14 protein-coding genes are annotated in these 21,008 nt (G+C 42.7%); 11 read left to right on the top strand and 3 right to left on the bottom strand.

Going from position 1 to position 21,008, the window contains the following annotated elements; translation table 11 throughout:
- Nucleotides 1-101 precede the first annotated feature (101 nt).
- Both HWQ40_RS09985 and HWQ40_RS09980 read left to right on the top strand, forming a co-directional pair.
- On the top strand, nt 102-2,099 hold the full coding sequence (locus HWQ40_RS09985) for an AAA-like domain-containing protein (protein ID WP_292777178.1): 1,998 nt from the start codon (nt 102-104) through the stop codon (nt 2,097-2,099).
- A 227-nt stretch (nt 2,100-2,326) separates the two neighbouring features.
- Nucleotides 2,327-3,139 (top strand): PEP-CTERM sorting domain-containing protein, encoded by an 813-nt coding sequence (locus HWQ40_RS09980; RefSeq protein WP_292777176.1) that lies wholly within the window; start codon nt 2,327-2,329, stop codon nt 3,137-3,139.
- 459 nt (nt 3,140-3,598) lie between these two features.
- On the opposite strand, the gene ebsA is transcribed toward HWQ40_RS09980, so the two are convergent.
- On the bottom strand, nt 3,599-3,973 hold the full coding sequence (gene ebsA, locus HWQ40_RS09975) for a type IV pilus biogenesis protein EbsA (RefSeq protein ID WP_104905290.1): 375 nt from the start codon (nt 3,971-3,973) through the stop codon (nt 3,599-3,601).
- A gap of 45 nt (nt 3,974-4,018) precedes the next feature.
- Here ebsA and HWQ40_RS09970 point away from each other — a divergent pair, with 45 nt between their 5' ends.
- Both HWQ40_RS09970 and HWQ40_RS09965 read left to right on the top strand, forming a co-directional pair.
- The gene (locus HWQ40_RS09970; protein ID WP_292777174.1) at nt 4,019-4,201 is read left to right on the top strand and encodes a hypothetical protein; all 183 of its coding nucleotides are present in this window, start codon (nt 4,019-4,021) and stop codon (nt 4,199-4,201) included.
- Nucleotides 4,202-4,721: 520 nt separating this feature from the next.
- On the top strand, nt 4,722-6,128 hold the full coding sequence (locus HWQ40_RS09965; RefSeq protein ID WP_292777171.1) for a glycosyltransferase family 2 protein: 1,407 nt from the start codon (nt 4,722-4,724) through the stop codon (nt 6,126-6,128).
- Between the two features lie 170 nt (nt 6,129-6,298).
- On the opposite strand, the gene dnaX is transcribed toward HWQ40_RS09965, so the two are convergent.
- Nucleotides 6,299-9,679 (bottom strand): DNA polymerase III subunit gamma/tau, encoded by a 3,381-nt coding sequence (dnaX, locus tag HWQ40_RS09960; protein WP_292777168.1) that lies wholly within the window; start codon nt 9,677-9,679, stop codon nt 6,299-6,301.
- A 423-nt stretch (nt 9,680-10,102) separates the two neighbouring features.
- Here dnaX and HWQ40_RS09955 point away from each other — a divergent pair, with 423 nt between their 5' ends.
- The 6 genes from HWQ40_RS09955 (at nt 10,103) to HWQ40_RS09930 (ending at nt 19,788) form a co-directional block, all read left to right on the top strand.
- Entirely contained in the window at nt 10,103-10,801 is a 699-nt protein-coding gene (locus HWQ40_RS09955) for a hypothetical protein (protein ID WP_292777166.1), read from the top strand.
- 197 nt (nt 10,802-10,998) lie between these two features.
- On the top strand, nt 10,999-14,862 hold the full coding sequence (locus HWQ40_RS09950; protein ID WP_292777164.1) for a tetratricopeptide repeat protein: 3,864 nt from the start codon (nt 10,999-11,001) through the stop codon (nt 14,860-14,862).
- 81 nt (nt 14,863-14,943) lie between these two features.
- Nucleotides 14,944-15,126 (top strand): hypothetical protein, encoded by a 183-nt coding sequence (locus HWQ40_RS09945; RefSeq protein ID WP_179065491.1) that lies wholly within the window; start codon nt 14,944-14,946, stop codon nt 15,124-15,126.
- Between the two features lie 31 nt (nt 15,127-15,157).
- Entirely contained in the window at nt 15,158-16,843 is a 1,686-nt protein-coding gene (locus HWQ40_RS09940; RefSeq protein ID WP_292777161.1) for a M14 family metallopeptidase, read from the top strand.
- 2 nt (nt 16,844-16,845) lie between these two features.
- Nucleotides 16,846-17,367 carry a GNAT family N-acetyltransferase gene (locus tag HWQ40_RS09935; RefSeq protein ID WP_292777159.1) on the top strand — a complete coding sequence of 174 codons (522 nt, stop codon included), beginning with the start codon at nt 16,846-16,848 and terminating at the stop codon, nt 17,365-17,367.
- Nucleotides 17,368-18,108: 741 nt separating this feature from the next.
- Nucleotides 18,109-19,788 carry a fasciclin domain-containing protein gene (locus HWQ40_RS09930; protein ID WP_292777157.1) on the top strand — a complete coding sequence of 560 codons (1,680 nt, stop codon included), beginning with the start codon at nt 18,109-18,111 and terminating at the stop codon, nt 19,786-19,788.
- Nucleotides 19,789-19,846: 58 nt separating this feature from the next.
- On the opposite strand, the gene HWQ40_RS09925 is transcribed toward HWQ40_RS09930, so the two are convergent.
- Entirely contained in the window at nt 19,847-20,512 is a 666-nt protein-coding gene (locus HWQ40_RS09925; RefSeq protein ID WP_292777155.1) for a class I SAM-dependent methyltransferase, read from the bottom strand.
- A 67-nt stretch (nt 20,513-20,579) separates the two neighbouring features.
- On the opposite strand from HWQ40_RS09925, the gene HWQ40_RS09920 reads away from it, so the two are divergent.
- Nucleotides 20,580-20,987, top strand: a complete 408-nt coding sequence (locus HWQ40_RS09920) for a hypothetical protein (protein WP_292777153.1) — start codon at nt 20,580-20,582, stop codon at nt 20,985-20,987.
- Nucleotides 20,988-21,008 lie beyond the last annotated feature (21 nt).

Genomic DNA, 21,008 nt, shown 5'->3' with positions numbered 1-21,008 from the left:
TTTTAGTCAGGGCTGGCTGTTATGCATACAAGGCAGTCTACATTGACTTCCAAAGCTTAATGGTGTGAGAAAAGATCATACTGAATTAGAGTCAATGAGTAATGACTATAGATGAACTAGTATTGCTACTAAAAGCCAGTCAAGCAACCGGTTTAACGACGCTCCAAGAGTTGATATTGCGTTCTTCGTGGGAAGGAAAAACCTACACCAATATAGCTAGTGAAGCGCACTACGGCGAGGAACGTGTCAAGAAAATCGCTGCTCATTTATGGCAAGTACTGAGTAATTTTTGCAAAGAACCAATACATAAATTCAACTTTCGCCAGACTCTAGAAAATCACCCTCTTAGCGAAGCGCATCAGCAGTTAATCAAGGAATTCAACCAAGCCGCCACAGCGATATCCTTAGAATTTCCTACTGGCCCAGTATCCCTTAATTCCAGATTTTACATCCCTCGCCCGCCAATTGAACAACTCGCTTACGCAGAAATGGCTGAACCTGGGAGTGTAATTTGCATCAAAGCACCAAAAAAGATGGGGAAAAGCTCTCTGGTGTTGCGGTTGCTTGCACACGCTAACAAGCAAGGCTTTCGTACCGTAACTTTGGACTTTCAGCAAGCAGACAAAGCAGTATTTGCCAGTTTGGATAAATTTTTGCGCTGGTTCTGTGCCAATGTTAGTCGGGAGTTACAGCTAGAACCAAAACTCTATGATTATTGGGATGAAGATATGGGTAGCAAAGTCAGCTGCTCTATCTATTTCCAAAAATATTTACTGTCTGCGCTCTCAAGTCCCTTGGTTTTAGTATTAAATGAGGTGGATTGGGTATTTGAGTATCAGGAAATTGCTGGAGAATTGCTACCATTAGTGCGATCGTGGCATGAACAAGCCAAAAGGTTAGAAATTTGGCAAAAACTGCGTCTGGTTCTGGTTTATTCAACGGAAATTCTTGTTCCCATAAAACTAACTCAATCGCCATTTAATATTGGTTTGACAATTAATTTACCTCCCTTTACGAAAGAGCAGGTGCAGGATTTAGCACAACGTCACGGGTTGGATTGGACAGATGGTAAAGATGCCGATAGTTTGATGGCAATGGTGGGAGGAAATCCTTATTTGGTGCGATTGACATTGTATCACCTTGTGGGTAAAGGCGGATTAAAACGGGATTTAGGACAGTTATTGCAACAAGCACCCACAGAAGCCGGAATCTATAACGAGTGTTTAAGGCAGTATGTGCTAGCACTACGAGATGAGCCAGAATTGGGAGATGCTTTTTATGAAGTGATTCATACTACAAATTATGTGAGATTAGAGCCAAGATTGGCATATAAATTACAAAGTATAGGGCTAATTAATTTAGAAGGCGATCGCAGTATTCCTGCGTGTGCATTATATCGTTTATATTTCCAACAATATCTCAAAAAAAGTGAGCAGTTCAACATGAATATTGTTGAACTTTTAAAACAAGAAAATCAACAGTTTCTCTTCCTCTCTAGCTTAGATGAACTAACTCAATTAGTAAATCGCCGCTACTTTCAAACCTACCTACAAATTGAGTGGCAAAATTCCGCTCGTCAAAACACTCCAATATCACTGATTTTGTGCGATATCGACTATTTTAAAATTTATAATAAAACTTATGGTAGAGCGGCAGGAGATGAGTGTTTACGACAAATCGCTAATACTATCTGTAACTGCGTCAAGCACTCACTAAGTAATAGCAGTTTCTCATCGAATAGGAATATAACTTATTCTACTGATAGTGCTTTTGTGAGTTCCCAAAGAGGAGATTTTCAAGACGAAAGCAGTAGGGTGTTAGTGGCTCGTTACGGTGGTGAAGAATTTGCCATTCTTGCTCAAATAGAGGTTACTGCTGCAATGGATATTGCCGAACACATTCGAGAGCAAGTAAAAGCTTTAGGGATTAAATGTGAGTATCCTAGCATTGGTGGTTTACCTGCTGCTGTTTTAACTGTCAGTTTAGGGGTGGCTAGCGTAATTCCGATAATAGAAACTGAGCTTGCTACCTTAGTCAATGCTGCTGAAGAAGCACTCTACCAAGCCAAAAGAAAAGGACGCGATCGCGTTGTAGTTTAATCTAAAATTTATAATAAAATCACGAGATTTAAATTGATTAATAAGGCGATTGTCTCTAACATACTCCACAAGTGTAAGAAGAAAACTAGCAATTGACAAGACTTTTTGTTGATAATGAAACTTCCATCACCAGCTTGGGAATAATAAATCATGCTTGAGAAATATTTGCAATGTATCTCAGCATATTAAGTGTGTTTACCATCGACAATTAAAGGAACAATTTGTTAATGAAAGTTAGTTCATCAGGGATTAAGCTAGGTTTTGCAGTTGTTAGTAGTACTTGTCTCGCAGCAGTGGCGATCACTATCAGTGGAGCAAGTGCTTTTGCCGCTCAATTCATCACAATTGAAAGTACTGGCACATTATCAGGAACTATCGAACTTCCCAGAAATAATCCAAATTTCAATAACAGTATTACTCGTATTGATACGGATGACACTGGAACTTATTACCGGAACTTAGGTACTAATAATAATCCTAATTATGTTCCTGTATACCAGTCAGATTATTTAAAGATAGAAACACGCTCTGATGGAAGTCTGCATTACTTTGTTGACTTTAAAGGTATTCCGATTGTCTCGTTTGATGGTCTTCTTACATCGCCGGTTCTTTCTGGTGGTCAGTTGACTGCTTTTCTCTACCAAGGACAATTGCCAGGAACCACATTTCAAGGAGTAGTTCAAGATGAATTTAATCTTACAAAAGCTTTCTACACTGGTACTGTCACCGACCCAGACACCGGAAAGAAGTATCAAGGTACTTTTGAAGTGAGTGGATATGGGGAACGATATAGTAATCCCAATGGTAGTTTAACTCCCACAGTCTTTGATTTCCAGTCTGACATCCCAGGTTTGCCAGGCGTAACATCCTTGACTATAACTAACGCTAGCTTGGCAAATTTAAGAATCAAAGTACCTATAAATGAAACTTCTATTCCAGAACCCGCTAGCCTTCTCGGAACTCTGATGGTAGCTGGTTTTGGTATTATTTTGAAAAGAAAAAAAGACATCGGACTTAGAGGATGTTTGAAAAGTCTGTAGTAGTGTATCAAATATTTGTTTACCCCACCCTAACCCTCCCCGATGCATTGGGGAGGGAACTGGATTATTTATACCGATTTGCATTCAAAAATATTAGTTTTGGCAGGCAAGGGGAGCAGGGGAACCAGGGGGAAAAATACTACATCTAGATTGCAACTTGGTATTAGTCTCCCCCCAATGCATAGGGAGGATTAAGGGGGGTAAAAATGTGATTAAAATCACAGCTAACCACTTTTAAAACAACCTCTTAGGAAGACATTTTAAAACTGAAAGGCTGTTGTAAGAAAGCTCACAAGGTTTAAGCTGAATTGTAAACATCAGCGCCTTGTGAGCAAATGATCTTGAAAATAAGGACTAAAGTCCTTACTACGAACTTGCTTATCTATCAATTTAAAATTGACAAACTATTAGTGTAATTTTAAATATAAGCCGGACTTTTGCAAGTCCGGCTGAGTTTAATCAATCATCTATACGCAGTAGCTTGCGGTAAAACGGTTGTGAAAAATCGGTGACGCGATAACGTTTATAGTTGTCCATAAGTTCAATTAAAAAATTAATAAACTCGAAACTAGCCATCATCAGTTCATAACTCAGGTCAGCATTGCCATCAAACTGAATTCGGCAACGGGTTAAGTCTGAGGGTAAAGTAGCAACATTCCAGGAGGCGACAAAGGGGACATGTTCGCTGGCTTCGATCTTCCGATGTCCCTCCAAGACCCCTTTTTGATAAAGACTGATGGCATAAGGTAAGAAATTGCGCCTAGCGCCCTGAACATAAGGTAAGTAAACACTGGCTTGTTGTTGAGTTGCAGGCTGGAGTTGCTCAATAGACATAGTTAAATATTCCTCAAGTTAGTTAGCAACTGGGGATATTAGTGGATGTTAGTAGTATTCCCCAAAGATGTGTCTAAAGCACATAGTGGGAATGGGGAATGGGGCATGGGGCATGGGGACTGGAGAGCAGAGGAGTGGACTTCAAAGACTCATCCCTTATGCCCAATACCCAATACAACTCTTGGAGAGGCTGCTCCAACGGCTTCTCTACGAGACGCTATGCGTTAGCTGAGCTTTCGCTTTAGCGATACGCTCAGTACAAGTGCCCAATGCCCCATGCCCTATGCCCAATAAATGAAGTTACTACTAAGAAATATTAAAATTTCGGTTACAATGATGCTGCATTAACTGTTATCGAGTCTGGGAACGTTAACACTAAAAGTCCCCACTGTAAAGTGGTGGATGCCGTTATTGCAGTTTTTCCCAACAAAAAGCTGCTGCTACCTTGCTATTACTTTACCCAAACCGGAGTTCTCATTAGAGAAAGTCCGACTCTACAAGCTTCCTGCCCAAGTGGCTATCAAAGGAATCAAGCCTCTGTCTAAGAGTAGTAAACGCGGTTAATATGAGGTAATTACGCACAGTGGCGGTGACAACAAAGGTAGTCCCAGCGGCTTTTGGCTTAGGGATAGCGGGTATTGCAGTTTGCCCATTCCGATTAATATCGGGAAAAGTAGCTTAGGGATATTTGTCCGTAAAATTACTAACTGTAGACAAATAGTGGTTTTTGAATCAAGCAACCTAACCTATGCCAGCGAATTCCTGGCCCGAAGAAGATTCTTATCAAGAGCTTGATCCGCTCAACTCCTTGTTGTCTGACCTATCAGTAGATGAGGAGTCAGTGTTAGAGACAGATTCTATGTCTCTAACATCCCGGTTTCAAGGTCGTAGAGGCAAAGCAGCTCTAGTCTTGACTATCGTCTGGAGTGGCACGATCGCTCTACATTTAGTTTCTTGGGCTTCCATTTTTATTCTAGGACTGACCACCATTCTAGGATTTCATGCTTTGGTGGTAGTGTTTACTAAATCTCGTCGCTATCCAAAAGAAATACAGGGAGATTTGCCTTCTGTTTCTGTGCTGGTGGCTGCGAAAAATGAGGAAGCAGTAATTGCTAAATTAGTCAAAAATCTTTGTAATCTGGAATATCCAGGTGGACAGTACGAAGTATGGATAATTGACGATCACAGCAGTGATAGCACGCCACGTTTATTAGCAGAACTCGAACAGAAACACGACCAACTGAAAGTACTAAGGCGTTCAGCAGAAGCTACAGGTGGCAAATCGGGCGCGTTGAATCAGGTATTGCCGCTGACAAAGGGCGATATTATAGCAGTATTTGATGCTGATGCCCAAGTAACACCAGACTTGCTGCAACAGGTAATACCTTTATTTCAAAGAGAAAATGTGGGGGCGGTGCAGGTGCGAAAAGCGATCGCCAACGCTAAAGCAAACTTTTGGACTAAGGGTCAAATGGCTGAAATGGCCCTTGATACCTGGTTTCAGCAACAGCGGACTGGCCTTGGTGGCATTGGCGAACTGCGGGGCAATGGTCAATTTGTCCGGCGTTCAGCCTTGGAAAGCTGCGGTGGCTGGAATGAAGAAACCATTACCGATGATTTGGATTTGACAATCCGCTTACATTTGGATAAATGGGATATTGAGTGTGTTTTCCATCCAGCGGTGCAAGAAGAAGGAGTCACAAGTGCAGTTTCACTCTGGCATCAGCGCAACCGTTGGGCAGAAGGTGGTTATCAGCGCTATTTGGATTATTGGGATTTAATTCTCAAAAACCGCATGGGAACGCGTAAAAGCTGGGATTTGCTGATTTTTCTGCTGATTATGTATATCTTACCGACAGCAGCAGTCCCAGATTTATTAATGGCGATCGCTCGTCATCGTCCACCAATGTTAAGTCCCATTACAGGCTTGTCCATTTCTATGTCGATGGTAGGGATGTTTACAGGTCTGAAGCGGGTACGTCAAGATCAAAAATTCCCACTTTCTACATATCTTATGATGCTGGTGCAAACCCTGCGTGGCAGTTTATATATGTTGCACTGGTTAGTCGTCATGAGCAGTACTACTGCCCGGATGTCGGTAAGACCAAAGCGCCTGAAATGGGTGAAAACCTTGCATACTGGAAATGGGGAATAGGGCATGGGGCATGGGGAATGGGGAATGAGGAATGGGGAGTTAGGAGTTTGGAGTTTGGAGTACAGACGCGATTAATCGCGTCTGTACAAGAGTTAGGAGTTAGGAATCAAGTGATTAATAACTAATGTCCAATGCCCAATCCCCAATGCCCAATTCCCAATGCCCAATTTTTATTCATCATCTACTTCTGATTCTTCTACCCATTCTGGTGTAGTTATAGAATCGGAGAATTCTGGGAAATCATCTGCAAAACGGATAATTTGTCCGTTGAAAAATTCTGCTAGACGTTGAGCTGCGATCGCTACTTCGTCAGGTTCCCAATCAGGTGCGGGTGTTTGTTTTGGGGGTAGAGGCAAAGTTTGCATCCCGTTTCCATTTAACCCGTTTCCATTTGCCCTATTTCCATTTACACCATTTCCATTTGCCCTATTTCCATTTACCTCATTTCCATCTCTTGCAACCAACTCGGTTTTTTGTGGTGCGGATGGTGGATTAGTTGGCTGTGGTACTAACGCTGGAGGCGAAATTTGCTGGTTGTAGCTAGGTGTGGGTGATTGCTGAGGGCGAGTAGAGTCTTTTGGCGGAGGATTTTTTTTGGCTGAGGTAGAGTTTGAAGAAATTCCTTTTTCTATATTTATCTGGATTTCACGCTGGAAAGTCTGCTGGAAAGCTGCCGTAATCATCGGTAGATAAGATTTTCCCTTGTCATACCATGCCTGTTTAATAGCAATTCGAGCCACAACACCGTCGAACTCTATGAGTTGGCTCATTTGACGCAGCATTTCTTGCCTTGATTTTGGCTGGAGGTTGGCAAGCACTTGTTGCCAAATCTGAGTTAAGTCATATTCTACTTCGTCAACAACTTCTGAAGTTACTGGTTCAATGTTCACTGATGGCACAGGAACAGCAACAGGTTCTGGCGTTGGTGGTGAAACTAAGTTAGCAGCAGAATTGTGATTTGTTTGCTGTTCAACTGGGGGAGATGAAGTGACGGGCTGATTTTGGTCAGCCGCTTGATGATTGGGAGATACAGAATTATGATTTTTTTGCGGTTCAGCTAGAGGTACAGAGGAGACTGGGTGATTTTGGGCAACTGCTGGAGGATAGCTTGGAGATACAGCAGGTGTATTAACTCGCGGCGCGACACTTGAGGCTTGTGGCTGAATATTTGTCGCACTCGGTAACAATCCTAGTAATGTTACTTCCAACCACAAACGCGGCTGGGTGGTGTTTTTAATTTGCACTTCTGATGTTCGCAGGTGTTGCTGTCCTGCTAAAATCGCGCTTATATCCAAGTATTGAGCAAATTCAACCAGCGCTGTCCAAGTTTGCTGAGTACAAGCAACCAAATCGTGGCGGTTGGGTGCTGTTTTAGCTATGAGTAAATCGCGGTAAAAAGCAGCGAGATTTTGCAGAATAGTTAGGGGTTCTCGACCACGATCTAGAATGTAGTGAGTACAGTCTAGAACTGCTTCCGGTTTATCTTGAGCGATCGCATTTAAAAGGGCTAACAAGTCCTGTTCGCTTACCGTCCCCACCAAATCCCAAACTCGCTCTGGTGTGACTTCACCCGCTAACAAGCCCAATTGGTCAAGTAGACTTTCGGCATCCCGTAACCCTCCCTGAGAAAGTTGGGCTACCAGGGTGACAGCATCAAGTGAAATATGAATGTTTTCATAAGATGCGATCGCACTTAAATGCTTCACCATCGCCTCTAACTGTATCCGTCTAAAATCAAACCTTTGACAGCGCGAAATAATTGTTGGTAACACCCGTTGCGGGTCTGTTGTCGCCAACACAAAAACCACGTGCCTCGGTGGTTCTTCTAGTGTCTTAAGTAGCGCGTTGAATGCCTGAGTACTGAGCATGTGGCAATTATGCACCAAGAGCATATTTGCCACAAAGTTATGATTATCTGCTACTTCAATGTCATAGACTCGCTCAATTCCAGCGAGGTGAACAAATTCGACTGTCTCCAAACTTGTAATCCATCGAGGGGATGGAATATTGTTTAAGGTCTGCCAGCCATTTTCTACTGGTGCTTGCGCCCATCTGGATGTAATGGTATGTCTTGCCGTTACTCCTTCTGGTGTAAAATTTTGTTGTTGCTGAGTATCCCATTGTTGTAAGCCACGTAGCAATGAGTTGATTTTCTCCAGCAGAGAATCCTTCGGTATGTAGCTGAATTTGTGGAGTTCCTTCTGGACTGAGGGCAAGTGAGCCATCATCGCAAAACCACCAAGCAAGTCCTTGTGGGGTAATTCGATTAAGCCAGTCCATAGAGACGAGTTTTTTATCCCTATTCGGTTTAACGATGTCAAAGACATCTTTGAGTTGGGGATGGCAACCTGTGTTACAGGTAACTGATATGTTTCCGTATCCTTTGTTAGATATAATTCGCAGTTTTGGACGCAATTCTTGAAGTCGATAGGCTTTGTATTCCAACCATTCTTGCTGCTTTTCTGAGTGTGTCCAACATAACCTGGGGAATCTGCTGTATTTATTGGGATAACTGATAGAGCCATCTCCAAGTAAGGTTCCGTAGATAAGCCCAAGTGCATTTGGCTGGATAACTGCCGCATCTGCAAGGAACTTTTCTGTTCTAAGTTCCCAAATCCCGTGTCCTTTTTTATATGGATGTTTTTCCCAGCGAGACTGGATGCTGATGATTCCTCGGCCTTTTTTTTGTAAAAAGGTTGGGATATCCAGCTTTTCTCCACACCCGCAAGCACAGAAAGGTCGGAGTAATTCGGCTTGTTTAAGGATAGATTCCAGGTCGTATAATTTTTGCCCAGATGTATTGCCTTTAAACTGGTGTCCGCTAACAAATCTCCGGGTGCGTCTATCGATACCAAATTTGTAAATGAGGATGCCACATCCACATTCACAGGCGATAGTATCTTCACTCCTTCTCTTACGTCCTTTGCTGGTAGCCATCCCTGGTTTGTTCTAATTAAATGATTACCCGTACATCTAATTTCTCGGTTAGTTGTTTTGATAACAAAGGTTTGACGTTCTCCTTGATCTAACCACCTGACAACTTTCTTGAATTCCCATTTACCTGATGAGTCGTTGTAACTCAGAACTCTCTTGCCTTTAATTTTGGGATCGTCAATTCTGTGAAGTCCCTCATCAGTCAAAACCAGAGAATCTCCGGTTAAGCATTCATCAATAACATAAACCTTATAGCGACACTGCACAGGAGCAAACTGGGCTTTTTCAATCAACTCGCGGATATTATCGACACCAGTGTTACTAGCGGCATCAATTTCAATTACGTCTAAGGCGTACCCCTTGGTGATTCCCTGACAAACCTCACATACACCGCAGGGTTCAGCAGTGGGCTTATCACCTTTGAGACAATTGAGGGATTTAGCCAAAATCCGGGCACTAGAAGTTTTCCCCGTACCTCTGGGCCCAGTGAATAAGTAGGCAGGGGCGATTTTAGATGTGCCGATCGCGTTCGTGAGGGTGGTGGCGATCGCCTCTTGGCCCACCAGTTCAGCAAAACTTTTGGGGCGATATTTGTGGTGCAGGGGTTCGTAAGACATGGAAATATAGACTTCAATGCCTTTCAACGTTAATTAGTAGCACCGAGTCGAGTTTAGGATTCAATTATTTTAAACTCTTGTACCTGGCTTTATTTATCGATGTTGCCATAGCCCAAGACTCAACTAATGCCGTAAATTTTGGCACTCAGCAAAGCAAGCAACCACAGCTTATCCTCTACTATGATTTCAACATCAATGTATGGGAATTATAGCATATCATTTAGTACATTTGTTCTATTTGAGGAGACTGGGAAGCAGAGGAGAATACCTCTTGACAAATGACATAGGCGCTTCTCTACGAGACGCTACGCGAACGCCTTCCCGCAGGGTATGACAAATGACAAATGACTATACGTTTTATTGACTGAACTAACGCCATAGTCCAGTGCGATCGCTACAATTTTATAGATAAAGTAAAACTCGATGGTGCAGCAGATGCTCAAGCGGCTATTTCAATGGCTCAAAAAGCTTTTTCAGAGCTTGTTTGGTGGAAAACAGACTACCTCAAAATCTAGGGGAAATGTGGAAAAAGAACCAGCACCACCCTTGAGCGATACGGATCTGGAATTTCTCTTCAACGAACTGTTGCAAGGAGTACATCAAGCACGAGGGGAAGCATGGGCACAGAAGTGGCTGCATAATATTGAACATCGCATCACAACTGAAGACTGGGTTGAGTGGTTAGGGCGCTTTGGCGACAGATTGCTCGCATCTCCTACACCCAATAATGAAATGGCTGCGCGGTTAGTGCAATTGGGTGAGTTAGGCGTCGGAGAAATTGGAGATGTTGCCTATAATATCGGGATGCAGTTGTTGACACGCAATGAAGGCGAACCAATTTGGGAATACGAAGGGCCAGATGCTTTTAGCACTCCTTTGCCCTCTGAGGTAGCTGCCCCACTATCAGAGTCAGCAGATGCACCAGAGAACCCCCCAGAGGGAGAATATCAAACTGTCACCTTAGAACAGTTGTTTGTGATGTTGCAGGAGGATGAAAATTTACGTCAGCAGATTGCTCAACAGCTTGCCGTTGATACAGACGATCCACAAGTGCTTGTCCAGGCCTTAATTAGTCAGTTATATCCTGCTGGTCAATCGACCACAGAGCAAACTGAAAATTAACTGCTTGCCAGAGTCCAATTCAAGAGTTAAACCTGGGAATTGTAACGTTGTAATGCTATGCTCTTGAAGATTTGTATATTTTTTGCTAGCCTGCTACGGAAGCGCTGTCCGAATCTAATGGATTTTTACGTAATTGATGATTTTTTTAACACAACGATGGCTACAATCTAGAAAAACAAAATCCAAGAGTGTGGCAGATGCTCAGGCGGATATCGCAGTCGCTTAAAAGGTTTTTAAAGCGCCTCATTGCAAGTAAACATAATAGTTCTCTCAAGGGTGCGAGAGGACGCAATCTGGTGGGGGTACTACCAGAACTAACCAATGCGGATTTGGAACAATTGTTTATCCAATTGTTAGAAGGCGTGCATCAAGCACGAGGACGACAGTGGGCATTGAGGTATCTGCAACGGATCGAAAATCGCATTCCGACTGAACGTTGGATAGACTGGTTAGTGATGTTTGGTGAAAGCTTGCTAGCTTCACCTACACCAAATCCTCTTTTAGCAACACAGATGGTGCAATTGGGGGAACTTGGTGTTGGCAGAATTGGAGAAGTTGCTTATGACATTGGCATTCGGCTAATGCAAAACTTACCTACAGAAATAGAAGATTATCAGGACAATCAGGCACAAGATGATCTACAAATCACTCCTGGGCAAGAACTGATTCGCGATTTGGGCGAACAGTTATGGGAGTATGATGAGCCAGATGTAATAGAAACTACTCCAGGGCAAGAACTGATCCGCAATTTAGGCGAGCAGTTATGGGAGTATGATGAGCCAGATGTGGTAGAAACTACAACCGATGAAGAAATTCTCTCAACTTCTCCTGGACAAGAGCTAATCCTTAGCTTTGGCGAGCAGTTATGGGAATATGATGTGCCAGATGTTGAACCAATAACGTCAGCACCTCAAAATGCCTCTTTTGAGGAGAGATCGCCCGAAAACTTAGAGGAACTGGTATCGGAATATGAAAGGGAAGACGCCCAAACCACAATACCAGAAAATATCCCTCTCCCGGCAGCGGAAGACTCAATCAGCTTGTTAACCCAACTTAGGTTCGACGAAGAAGAAGAAGTTGTTGTTCAAATTACTACACCAGCAAATCTCCTTTCCACTAGACAAAGGACTGAATTAGCAACGTCTCCCTCGGTGGAAACCTGGGATAACACTTTGACGAATTTAGAGCCAAATGTGGCTAATACTTTAGATGAATTGTGGGTGAGGTTGGATCAAAGTACCAATTTAGTCCAGCAACTTGCTTCGGATTTGGTAGTTCAAAGCAGTAATTCCCCTGGTATTATTGAGCGGCATAGCGATAATCCGATTACCCACGCTCAAGGGTGGTTTTACCAAGGTCTAAGCCAAGCGAAAACAGGCGATTTGTTAGGCGCGATCGCATCTTATGATCAAGCCATTGAACTGCAACCCGGATTCTCAGAATATTGGTTTAATCGAGGCTTAACGCTGTTCCATTTAGAACGTTTTGATGAAGCGATCGCATCTTATGAAACAGCCATAGAACTGAAACCAGATTTCTACAAAGCTTGGTACAACCGGGGTGGAACTCTCGGAGAATTAGGATACTTTGAAGAAGCGATCGCTTCTTTTGACAAAGCTATAGAAATCAAGCCAGACTATCAAGAAGCGTGGTCTAGCAAGGGTTTGGCACTGCTGAAATTAGGTTGGCTACCGGAAGCTATTGCTAGTTATGACCAAGCGCTGCAACTCGAACCAGAAGACCAGGAAAACTGGTATCACCGAGGCATAGCCTTAGCTGTCAGCGAACAATTTGCCGAGGCGATTATATCTTACGACAGAGCTATAGAAATTAACCCAGAGTACCACGAAGTTTGGATAGACCGGGGTGTAGTGCTGTTTAATTTAGGCAGGTGGTCAGAAGCGATCGCCTCCTGGGACAAAGCACTTTCAGTTCAAGCCGACTTCTACTTAGCTTGGTACAACCGAGGTATAGCATTAGACAACTTAGGACGTAGACAAGAAGCGATCGCCTCCTATCGGCAAGCGATCGCCATTAAACCTGACTTCCACTTAGCTTGGTATAATCAGGCAGTAGCACTGTTTTATTTAGAACAATTTGCCGAAGCGATCGCTTGTTATGACAACGCTTTGCAAATCAAACAAGACTATTGGGAAGCTTGGATTGGTAGGGGAACTGCGATCGGTCATTTAGTAGATTTTGACGCATTGCGGAACTTGTCGAGTAGTATCATAGCGACAAATCCCGCCTTACAACAGGGCGGCTACGAAGGAAAATTAGCCAGCTACGAAGAAGGTTTAAAGCATCTGCGGACAGATACCCATCCAGAAGGTTGGGGTAGATTGCATTTTGCGATCGCTAATACTTACTACGAAGAAGGTAAAAAACATACCAATACCCGCGATTATTGGCGCAAAGCTGCATCTGAGTACCATCAGGCGCTCTTAACTCTGACATTAGAGTATTTTCCTCAGTTGCATTTAGAGGTTTTACAATCTCTAAGCAAAGTCTTGATGGGTTTGGGACAAACCACACAAGTTCAAGAATTACTGCAACGTGGGACAGATTTATTGCGACAATTACTGAGTGAAGAAACTCGCTCAGATGAAAGTAAAAAACAGCTAGCTCTAAAATTTGTCGGCTTCGATCAATTGGCAGTTGACTTAGCTGTAGAGTCGGGTGATTTAGTAGAAGCTTGGGAAATTGCCGAACAAGGTAAAAATGCTTGTTTAAACTGGCTGCTTTCTGGCTGGAATGATAATATATACTCGCCTTATTATGGCGCAATTCAACAACTATTCAATCCCACAACAGCAATTATTTACTGGCATATTAGTCCAGTTGCCCTACATACTTTCATTCTCAAAGACCAAGCGCCATCACCAATTCTCCTGTTTACACCCATGCAAGATACAGGGGTAATACCTTTAGGAGAAGACGCTATCCGCCTAAATGAATTGCCTCTACCTGAAGCAGTGCAACGCCTAATTGAATTTGAAATTTGGCTAGAAGATTGGCATCAACAATACCAAGAATATCGCAGCACAGCCCAAGACAAAGAAAGTAAAAGTCAGCATTATTGGCGAGTTGAGATGGAAGAGAAACTGTTGCAACTGTATGAAATCCTGAATATTTCCACAATTGCACAGGAACTCGAAGGCATCACCCAACTTGTCTTAATTCCTCACCGTGACTTGTACAGATTGCCCATTCATACACTTTTCCATCTTTCTTCGCCATCACTGGAAGAGTTACCGAATGTGGAATCAAATTTCAGTGTTACCTATCTACCTAGTGCCCAAATAGGTTTATCAATCAGAACTGAGAATATTTGGCAGTGGCAAAATAAGTTATTGCTCAGTGTTGAACATCCTGAAAGTACAAGTTATCCCACACTTAAATTTGCCAAACTGGAATCTGAAATTGTTAGTCAGATGTTCAATAATATCCAACGAATTCAGGGGGCAGAAGCTACGAAAAGTATTGTTGAAAATGCCCTATCTGATAATTATAATATCTTGCATTTTACGGGTCACGTCACTAATAATTTAGCTGAACCTAAAAAATCAGAATTAGCATTAGCGTGTGAAGATAGACTTACTCTAGATGAAATTCGCCAACAAAATCTAGATAGTTACAACCTTATTACCCTCTCTGCCTGTGAAAATTTAAGTACTAACAACTACACTATCAGCAGCGAATATGTGAGTTTAGTCAGTGGTTTTGTAACTCAGGGCATACCTCATGTAGTGAGTACTCTCTGGAGTGTAGAATCTTCGGCTAGTGCCTTAGTGATGATCGAATTTTACCGACGATTACAGCCCAATAAATCAGCAGTTATTGCTTTAGCTGAAGCAACACGATGGCTGAAAGAACTAACTGCTGGAGAACTGACAAAATGGTATGAAGATATCTTGAATAATCTGCATCCAGAAGAAGTAAGAATTCAAACTTATTTAGCAACGCAGCTATATAGAAATAGTAAAATGGCATCAGATAAAAATCTTTATAATCATCCTTATTACTGGGCAGCATTCACGATTACGGGTAAGCCGAATTAATCTTTTCAAACTTAGTCAAACAATTTTGGCTTTTAGATTTGCGATCGCGCAGCGTTAGCAAGGAAGAGAATTGAAATAAAAATGAAAACAATTGAAGAATTAAAGACTCGAATCAAAGAACTCAGTAGTCAAGCTGTAAAATTTAGTAAAAAAGCAACTGAAGTGTGTTTGACGGATCGGGAACAAGCTAAACAGTTCAGACAACAAGCTAGAGAAGCTAGTAAACGTTGTCAGCTATTGATACAAGAATTGAAACGGCAATAGGTTTAAAATAATTCGTACTGAGGGGTTTATTATGCCAGATGTTCGGTTTGATAAATACTATCGTTATGAAGACTTAACACGCATTCTGCACAGTTATGCGAAGGAATTTCCCCAACTAGTACGCATAGAAAGCATTGGCAAAAGTTACGAAGGACGTGACATCTGGGTATTAACAGTTAGCAACTTTGCCACTGGCGCACATCAAGAAAAACCTGCCCTCTGGGTTGATGGCAACATTCACGCCACTGAACTAGCACCATCAAGTGTTTGCCTATACCTATTGCAAACGTTAGTTACAGATTACGGTACTCACCCAGAAATTACTCGTTGTTTAGATACTCGCACCTTCTACATTTGCCCTCGTGTTAATCCTGATGGTGCTGAGTTGGCATTGGCTGACAAACCGAAATTCATTCGCTCCGGTACTCGTCCTTATCCCCATGATGAGGAAGGCAACGATGGGTTAGTGATGGAAGATATCGATGGCGATGGTCGGATTTTACTGATGCGAATCCCCGATGCTAATGGGGCTTGGAAAGTCTGTCCTACCGAACCTCGCCTGCTGGTGCGGCGCGAACCAACAGAAATCGGTGGTCAGTATTATCGCGTACTACCAGAAGGAAATATAGAAAATTATGACGGAGTTCAGATTCAAATTCAGCGTTCTAAGGAAGGACTAGATTTAAACCGGAATTTTCCATTTTTGTGGCGGCAAGAATCTGAGCAATCTGGGGCTGGCCCCTATCCTACATCTGAAACAGAAGTGCGATCGCTCGTCGAGTTTATCACTACACATCCTAATATTACAGGAGCGATCGCCTTTCATACCTTTAGCGGTGTTCTCATCCGTCCCTACACCCACCTCAGCGATGACGAATTCCCAGTCAATGACCTCCGCACGTATCAACGCATTGGCGCAAAAGGCACTGAACTTACTCAATACCCAGCCATCTCCGCCTTTCATGATTTCCGCTATGACCCCAAAGACGTAATTACAGGTACATTCGACGACTGGGCTTATGAATATCAGGGTCTATTTGCCTGGACAGTGGAAGTCTGGAGTCCGCAGCGCCAAGCTGGAATTAATGATTATAAATACATCGATTGGCAGCGAGAACACTCTGTAGAAGATGACCTGAAGTTGCTGCGCTGGAACGATGAAAAACTTGTAGGTAAGGGCTACGTAAATTGGTATCCCTTCGAGCATCCACAACTCGGTCAGATTGAACTAGGCGGCTGGGATACCATGTACGCTTGGACAAATCCACCCCCTGAATTTCTGGAGAAAGAAATAGCCCTCTTCCCAGAATGGCTGGTTTGGCATCTGTTAATATCTCCTCGTTTAGAGATTTACGAAGCCAGTGTTCACAACTTGGGTGATGATACTTATTGGGTGCAATTGGTTGTGCATAATACAGGCTGGTTGCCCACCAATGTCACCCAAAAAGCCTTAGAAAAAAAGCTGGTGCGGGGCTGTATCTGTGAAATTGAACTACCTCCTGGGGGAACTTTGGTAACGGGTAAGCCCCGTGAAGAGTTAGGTCAATTAGAGGGACGAGCCTACAAGCCTTCAACTCCTATTAGGCGGCACAGCGATCCTACCAAGGATCGGGCAAAAGTGGAATGGGTGGTGCGTGTGCCTCAAGGTAGCACAGTTAAACTGCTAGCCCGTCATCAACGTGCTGGAGTAGTTCGCACTGAATTGACATTCCCATAATTTTGACATTTGAAATTCTCAAACATACTTCCTGGAATAATTACCCTAATACAGCTTTGTCTAAACCGATAATTACCGTTCGCCTAATTACACGCGACGAACTTCCCCAACTTTTGGCTTTATATCACCACCTAAATCCCGTCGATGCGCCTTTACCGGCTGATGATGTTTTACAATCTATCTGGGATAGGATTTTACATGATCCCCGTTTGTATTATATTGTGGCTGATGTTGATAACCAGTTAGTAGCAACATGTAATTTAACTATTGTTCCCAACTTGACGCGTGGCGCACGTCCATACGGCATTATTGAAAATGTTGTCACCCATTTCGATTATCGACAACAAGGATTTGGTACACAAGTGCTGCATTATGCCTTAGCTTTAGCATGGCAGCAACAGTGCTATAAAGTGATGCTTCTGAGTGGCTCAAAACGTGAGGAGACGTTGCACTTCTATGAAAATGCAGGGTTCAAACGTGGAGTAAAAACTGGATTTGTTGCCCTACCTCCAGAGGAGTTGTGAGCAAAATTGAGACAGATTAGCCATCTTTCAAAAATCCTAGTTTATCTTTGGGTTGATTTTCATAAAATAGTCTTTTGTAAAAAAAATAATTTTTAGCCAAAAATCTTGGTGCAATCAAGCTCAAAATTTTTGATTGCGATCGCTAATTTCCAGTCTAGTATTTGAAAATTTACGATCAAGGACAACTATCTAAAGAGTGAAAGTTTTTCCCCAAAATCCAGCCCTGAGTTAGTTGTATAATTTAGATTAAAGATTAACAATACATCATGTCGCCAAGACCCATTTTATTTCTTAAATCTTGCTAAAGATCATGATACATTAAGTTTGACGGCATGAAACCTCCTCGGCAATTATAAAGAGATGGCTATTAAAGGCCAATTATTTTACTGCTTGACTGCAATTTTAGAACTGATAAAATCGCCTACCTGCATTAATTATCTTTATTGTTGCAACAGAAGAGATTACCACAGTATGCGTGCTTCTCTTTAGTGCGATCTGCGGTTCTTTAAAAAACAAATACGAATCCCATGCTATATGTGGTAAACATTTGGATAAATGTTATGAGATATCAGAGCAGCTACTCATAGTGTCCCACATTTGAACTTTCCAGAGTTAACGGGTTTCATTTCTGGTTTCCATATCAAGGCTAACCAAATAATCATCTGGATATCTATATTCACTTAACCTTGCATCCAGTATTTTCCAATAGTCAACCCAAGAAATTGAAAAGAGGATATTTCCATGTCTAGTTTGTCTCGTTGGTCATCAACAAAGGTTGCTTTGCTAGTTCTGGGAATGACAGCTGCTACAATAACTCCCATCGTAATTTCTGCCCCAGCTTCATCTCAAACTCCTGTTCCATCTGCGACACCATCACCTGCAACACCATCGCCTACTTCAACAGTTAACTTGTCTGATGTTTCCTCAGATTATTGGGCGCGTCCCTTCATTCAAGCCCTAGCTGAGAATAACGTGATTAGTGGCTTTCCTGATGGCACCTATAGACCAAATCAGCCTGTGACTCGTGCTGAATTTGCTGCCTTGATTCAAAAAGCTTTCAGTAACCAAAACCGAGTCCGGCAATTAAGTGCAGGTGGATTTAGTGATGTTCCTGCTAACTACTGGGCAGCTGCTGCAATTCAAAACGCTTACGAAACTGGATTTTTGGCAGGCTATCCTGGGAACGTGTTTAGACCAAATCAAGAGATTCCTAGAGTGCAGGGGATCGTTGCCTTAAGTAGTGGCTTAGGTTTAACTGGTGGCGATACAAGTACTCTTACTACTTACTACAACGATGCCTCAGCTATTCCAGAGTATGCTGTTGGTAGTGTGGCAGCAGCGACAGTAAGTAATCTTGTTGTCAACTACCCGGATGTAAAACAACTCAATCCGCAACAGTCTTTGACTCGTGCTGAAGCAGCAGCACTTTTATATCAAGCTTTAGTTAAACAGGGACGGGTGCAACCCATTGCTAGCAATCTTCCAGCTAGTCAGTACGTTGTAGCTGGCACTCCTGCCAGTACTGATATTGTTTCTCTGGCAGCATCCAGTAGTTCTTTTACAACTCTGACTTCTTTATTAAAGACAGCTGGTCTAGCAGATATTCTTCAACAGCCAGGCCCTTATACAGTCTTTGCTCCCACCAATGACGCATTTGCTGCTTTACCTGCCGCTACCTTAGAACAGTTACAGCAACCAGAAAACAAAGAAGCGTTAGTTAAGATTTTGAGATATCATGTGGTTCCCGGTGCGGTAACTGCTAGTCAACTCTCAGCAGGGGAATTGACAACCGATGAAGGAAGACCTGTAAATATTCAAATCGATTCCGCTAAAAGTCAAGTCTCGGTGAATAATGCCAGAGTTCTCCAGGCGGACGTGAAAGCTAGCAATGGTATTATCCATGCAATTAACCAAGTCCTGATTCCGCCTGATGTTAACATCAGTCAGTTAAATCAGCCACCAACAGGAAGTAATGGTACAACGCCTGATGTTAACGTAGGTAGGAGTACTCGTGGTGGCAGAAGCTATATCGGAGTTGGTGGTAACATTGGTTTGAGCGGCGACGATACAGCTCTGAGCGACACTAACTTTACAGTGATTAGCAAACTTGGTCTGACAAACAATATATCAGTGCGACCATCGGTGATCTTTGGGGACGATACAATATTTCTAGTTCCCGTGACTTTAGATTTTTCTCCCCGCAGAGCAGGTTCAGTGGGTGAAAGAACCTTTGCTATATCCCCTTACATAGGTGCTGGTGTAGCAATTGAAGCCAATGCGGATACTGATATTGGATTACTGTTAACAGGTGGTGTAGACGTTCCTCTCGGTTCTAAACTTACGCTAACAGGTGGTGTAAATGCTGCTTTTGTAGATGATACTGATGTAGGACTACAGTTAGGAATTGGCTATAACTTCTAAGTAAATAGAAGTAGAACATGTAATAAGGGCGCACAGTTAGTTGTGCGCTCTTGCTGTATTATGGTCGCTTGATTGCTAAAGTAAGTCCATCGGCGATGGGGACAAGAGAAAGGGTAACTCGCTCGTCATAATGTAACTTTTCGTTCAGCGCCCGGATTGCTTGGGTGTTTTCATCTTGATTTTGCTCCTGGGCTACTTGTCCAGACCATAAAACATTATCGATCGCAATCAATCCACCTGGACGCACTAATTGCAGCGATCGCTCATAATATGCACCATAATTTTCTTTATCAGCATCAATAAAGGCAAAATCAAAAGTCTCGGCTTGCCCAGTTGCCAATAACCGATCTAAAGTTTCCAAAGCTGGTGCCAATCGGAGATCGATTTTATCAGCAACCCCAGCTTCTTGCCAATACCGCCGAGCGATCGCAGTAAATTCTTCACTTACATCACAAGCGATAATCTTGCCATCAGCTGGTAGTGCCAAAGCTACAGAAAGTGAGCTATAACCCGTAAATACTCCAACTTCTAGGGTTTTCTTCGCTCCAATTAACTGCACCAGGAGGCTCATAAACTGCCCTTGTTCTGGTGAAATCTGCATTCCACTCCGGGGATGGTTGGCAGTTTCTTGGCGCAACTTCCCAAGAATCTCTGGTTCCCGCAGCGAAACGGATAAAAGATAATTGTAGAGTTGGTTATCAAGACCTATAGACTGTTTTGGCATGATAGATGAGAGAATTGAGAGAAACTACAGTTATACTATCGCTGATCAGTGGAATCTCAGGAATAACATGGTGCGGTTAGTTTTGACAGCAATATTGCTGGTGCTAATGACAGCTTGTGGCAGTATTGGACTGCTACCGACTAGCGATTTAGTGCAAAAAGCGATCGCACTAGGGCTAGAACAAACTCAACAAAAACTTAGCCAACAGTTAGATTTAGATTTTCAAGGATTTGAAATCAAGCGGTTATCAATTACCCAAGAACAACCCCTGACAATTGACAATTTACCAGCTTTCCACGTCCGGGGAACCTACGACTTGATTGTTAAACTGCCAAAACGGCGCTTGACGCAACCAAAAAAACCCTTTGATGTTTATCTCCAAATTCAGCAAGAAGGTAAAACTTGGCGATTGCTGCTTCCAGAAAAAGGTAGTAAAAACACTCAATCAATTTGGCGTAGCTATCTCATCCAATAATTGGTATAACAAGTTCGCTAT

It is taken from the genome of Nostoc sp. NMS9 (genome assembly GCF_017114995.1).
Classification (GTDB): domain Bacteria; phylum Cyanobacteriota; class Cyanobacteriia; order Cyanobacteriales; family Nostocaceae; genus Nostoc.
The sequence above is the reverse complement of the archived record's forward strand: the minus strand, read 5'-3'. Positions and strand labels throughout refer to the sequence as shown.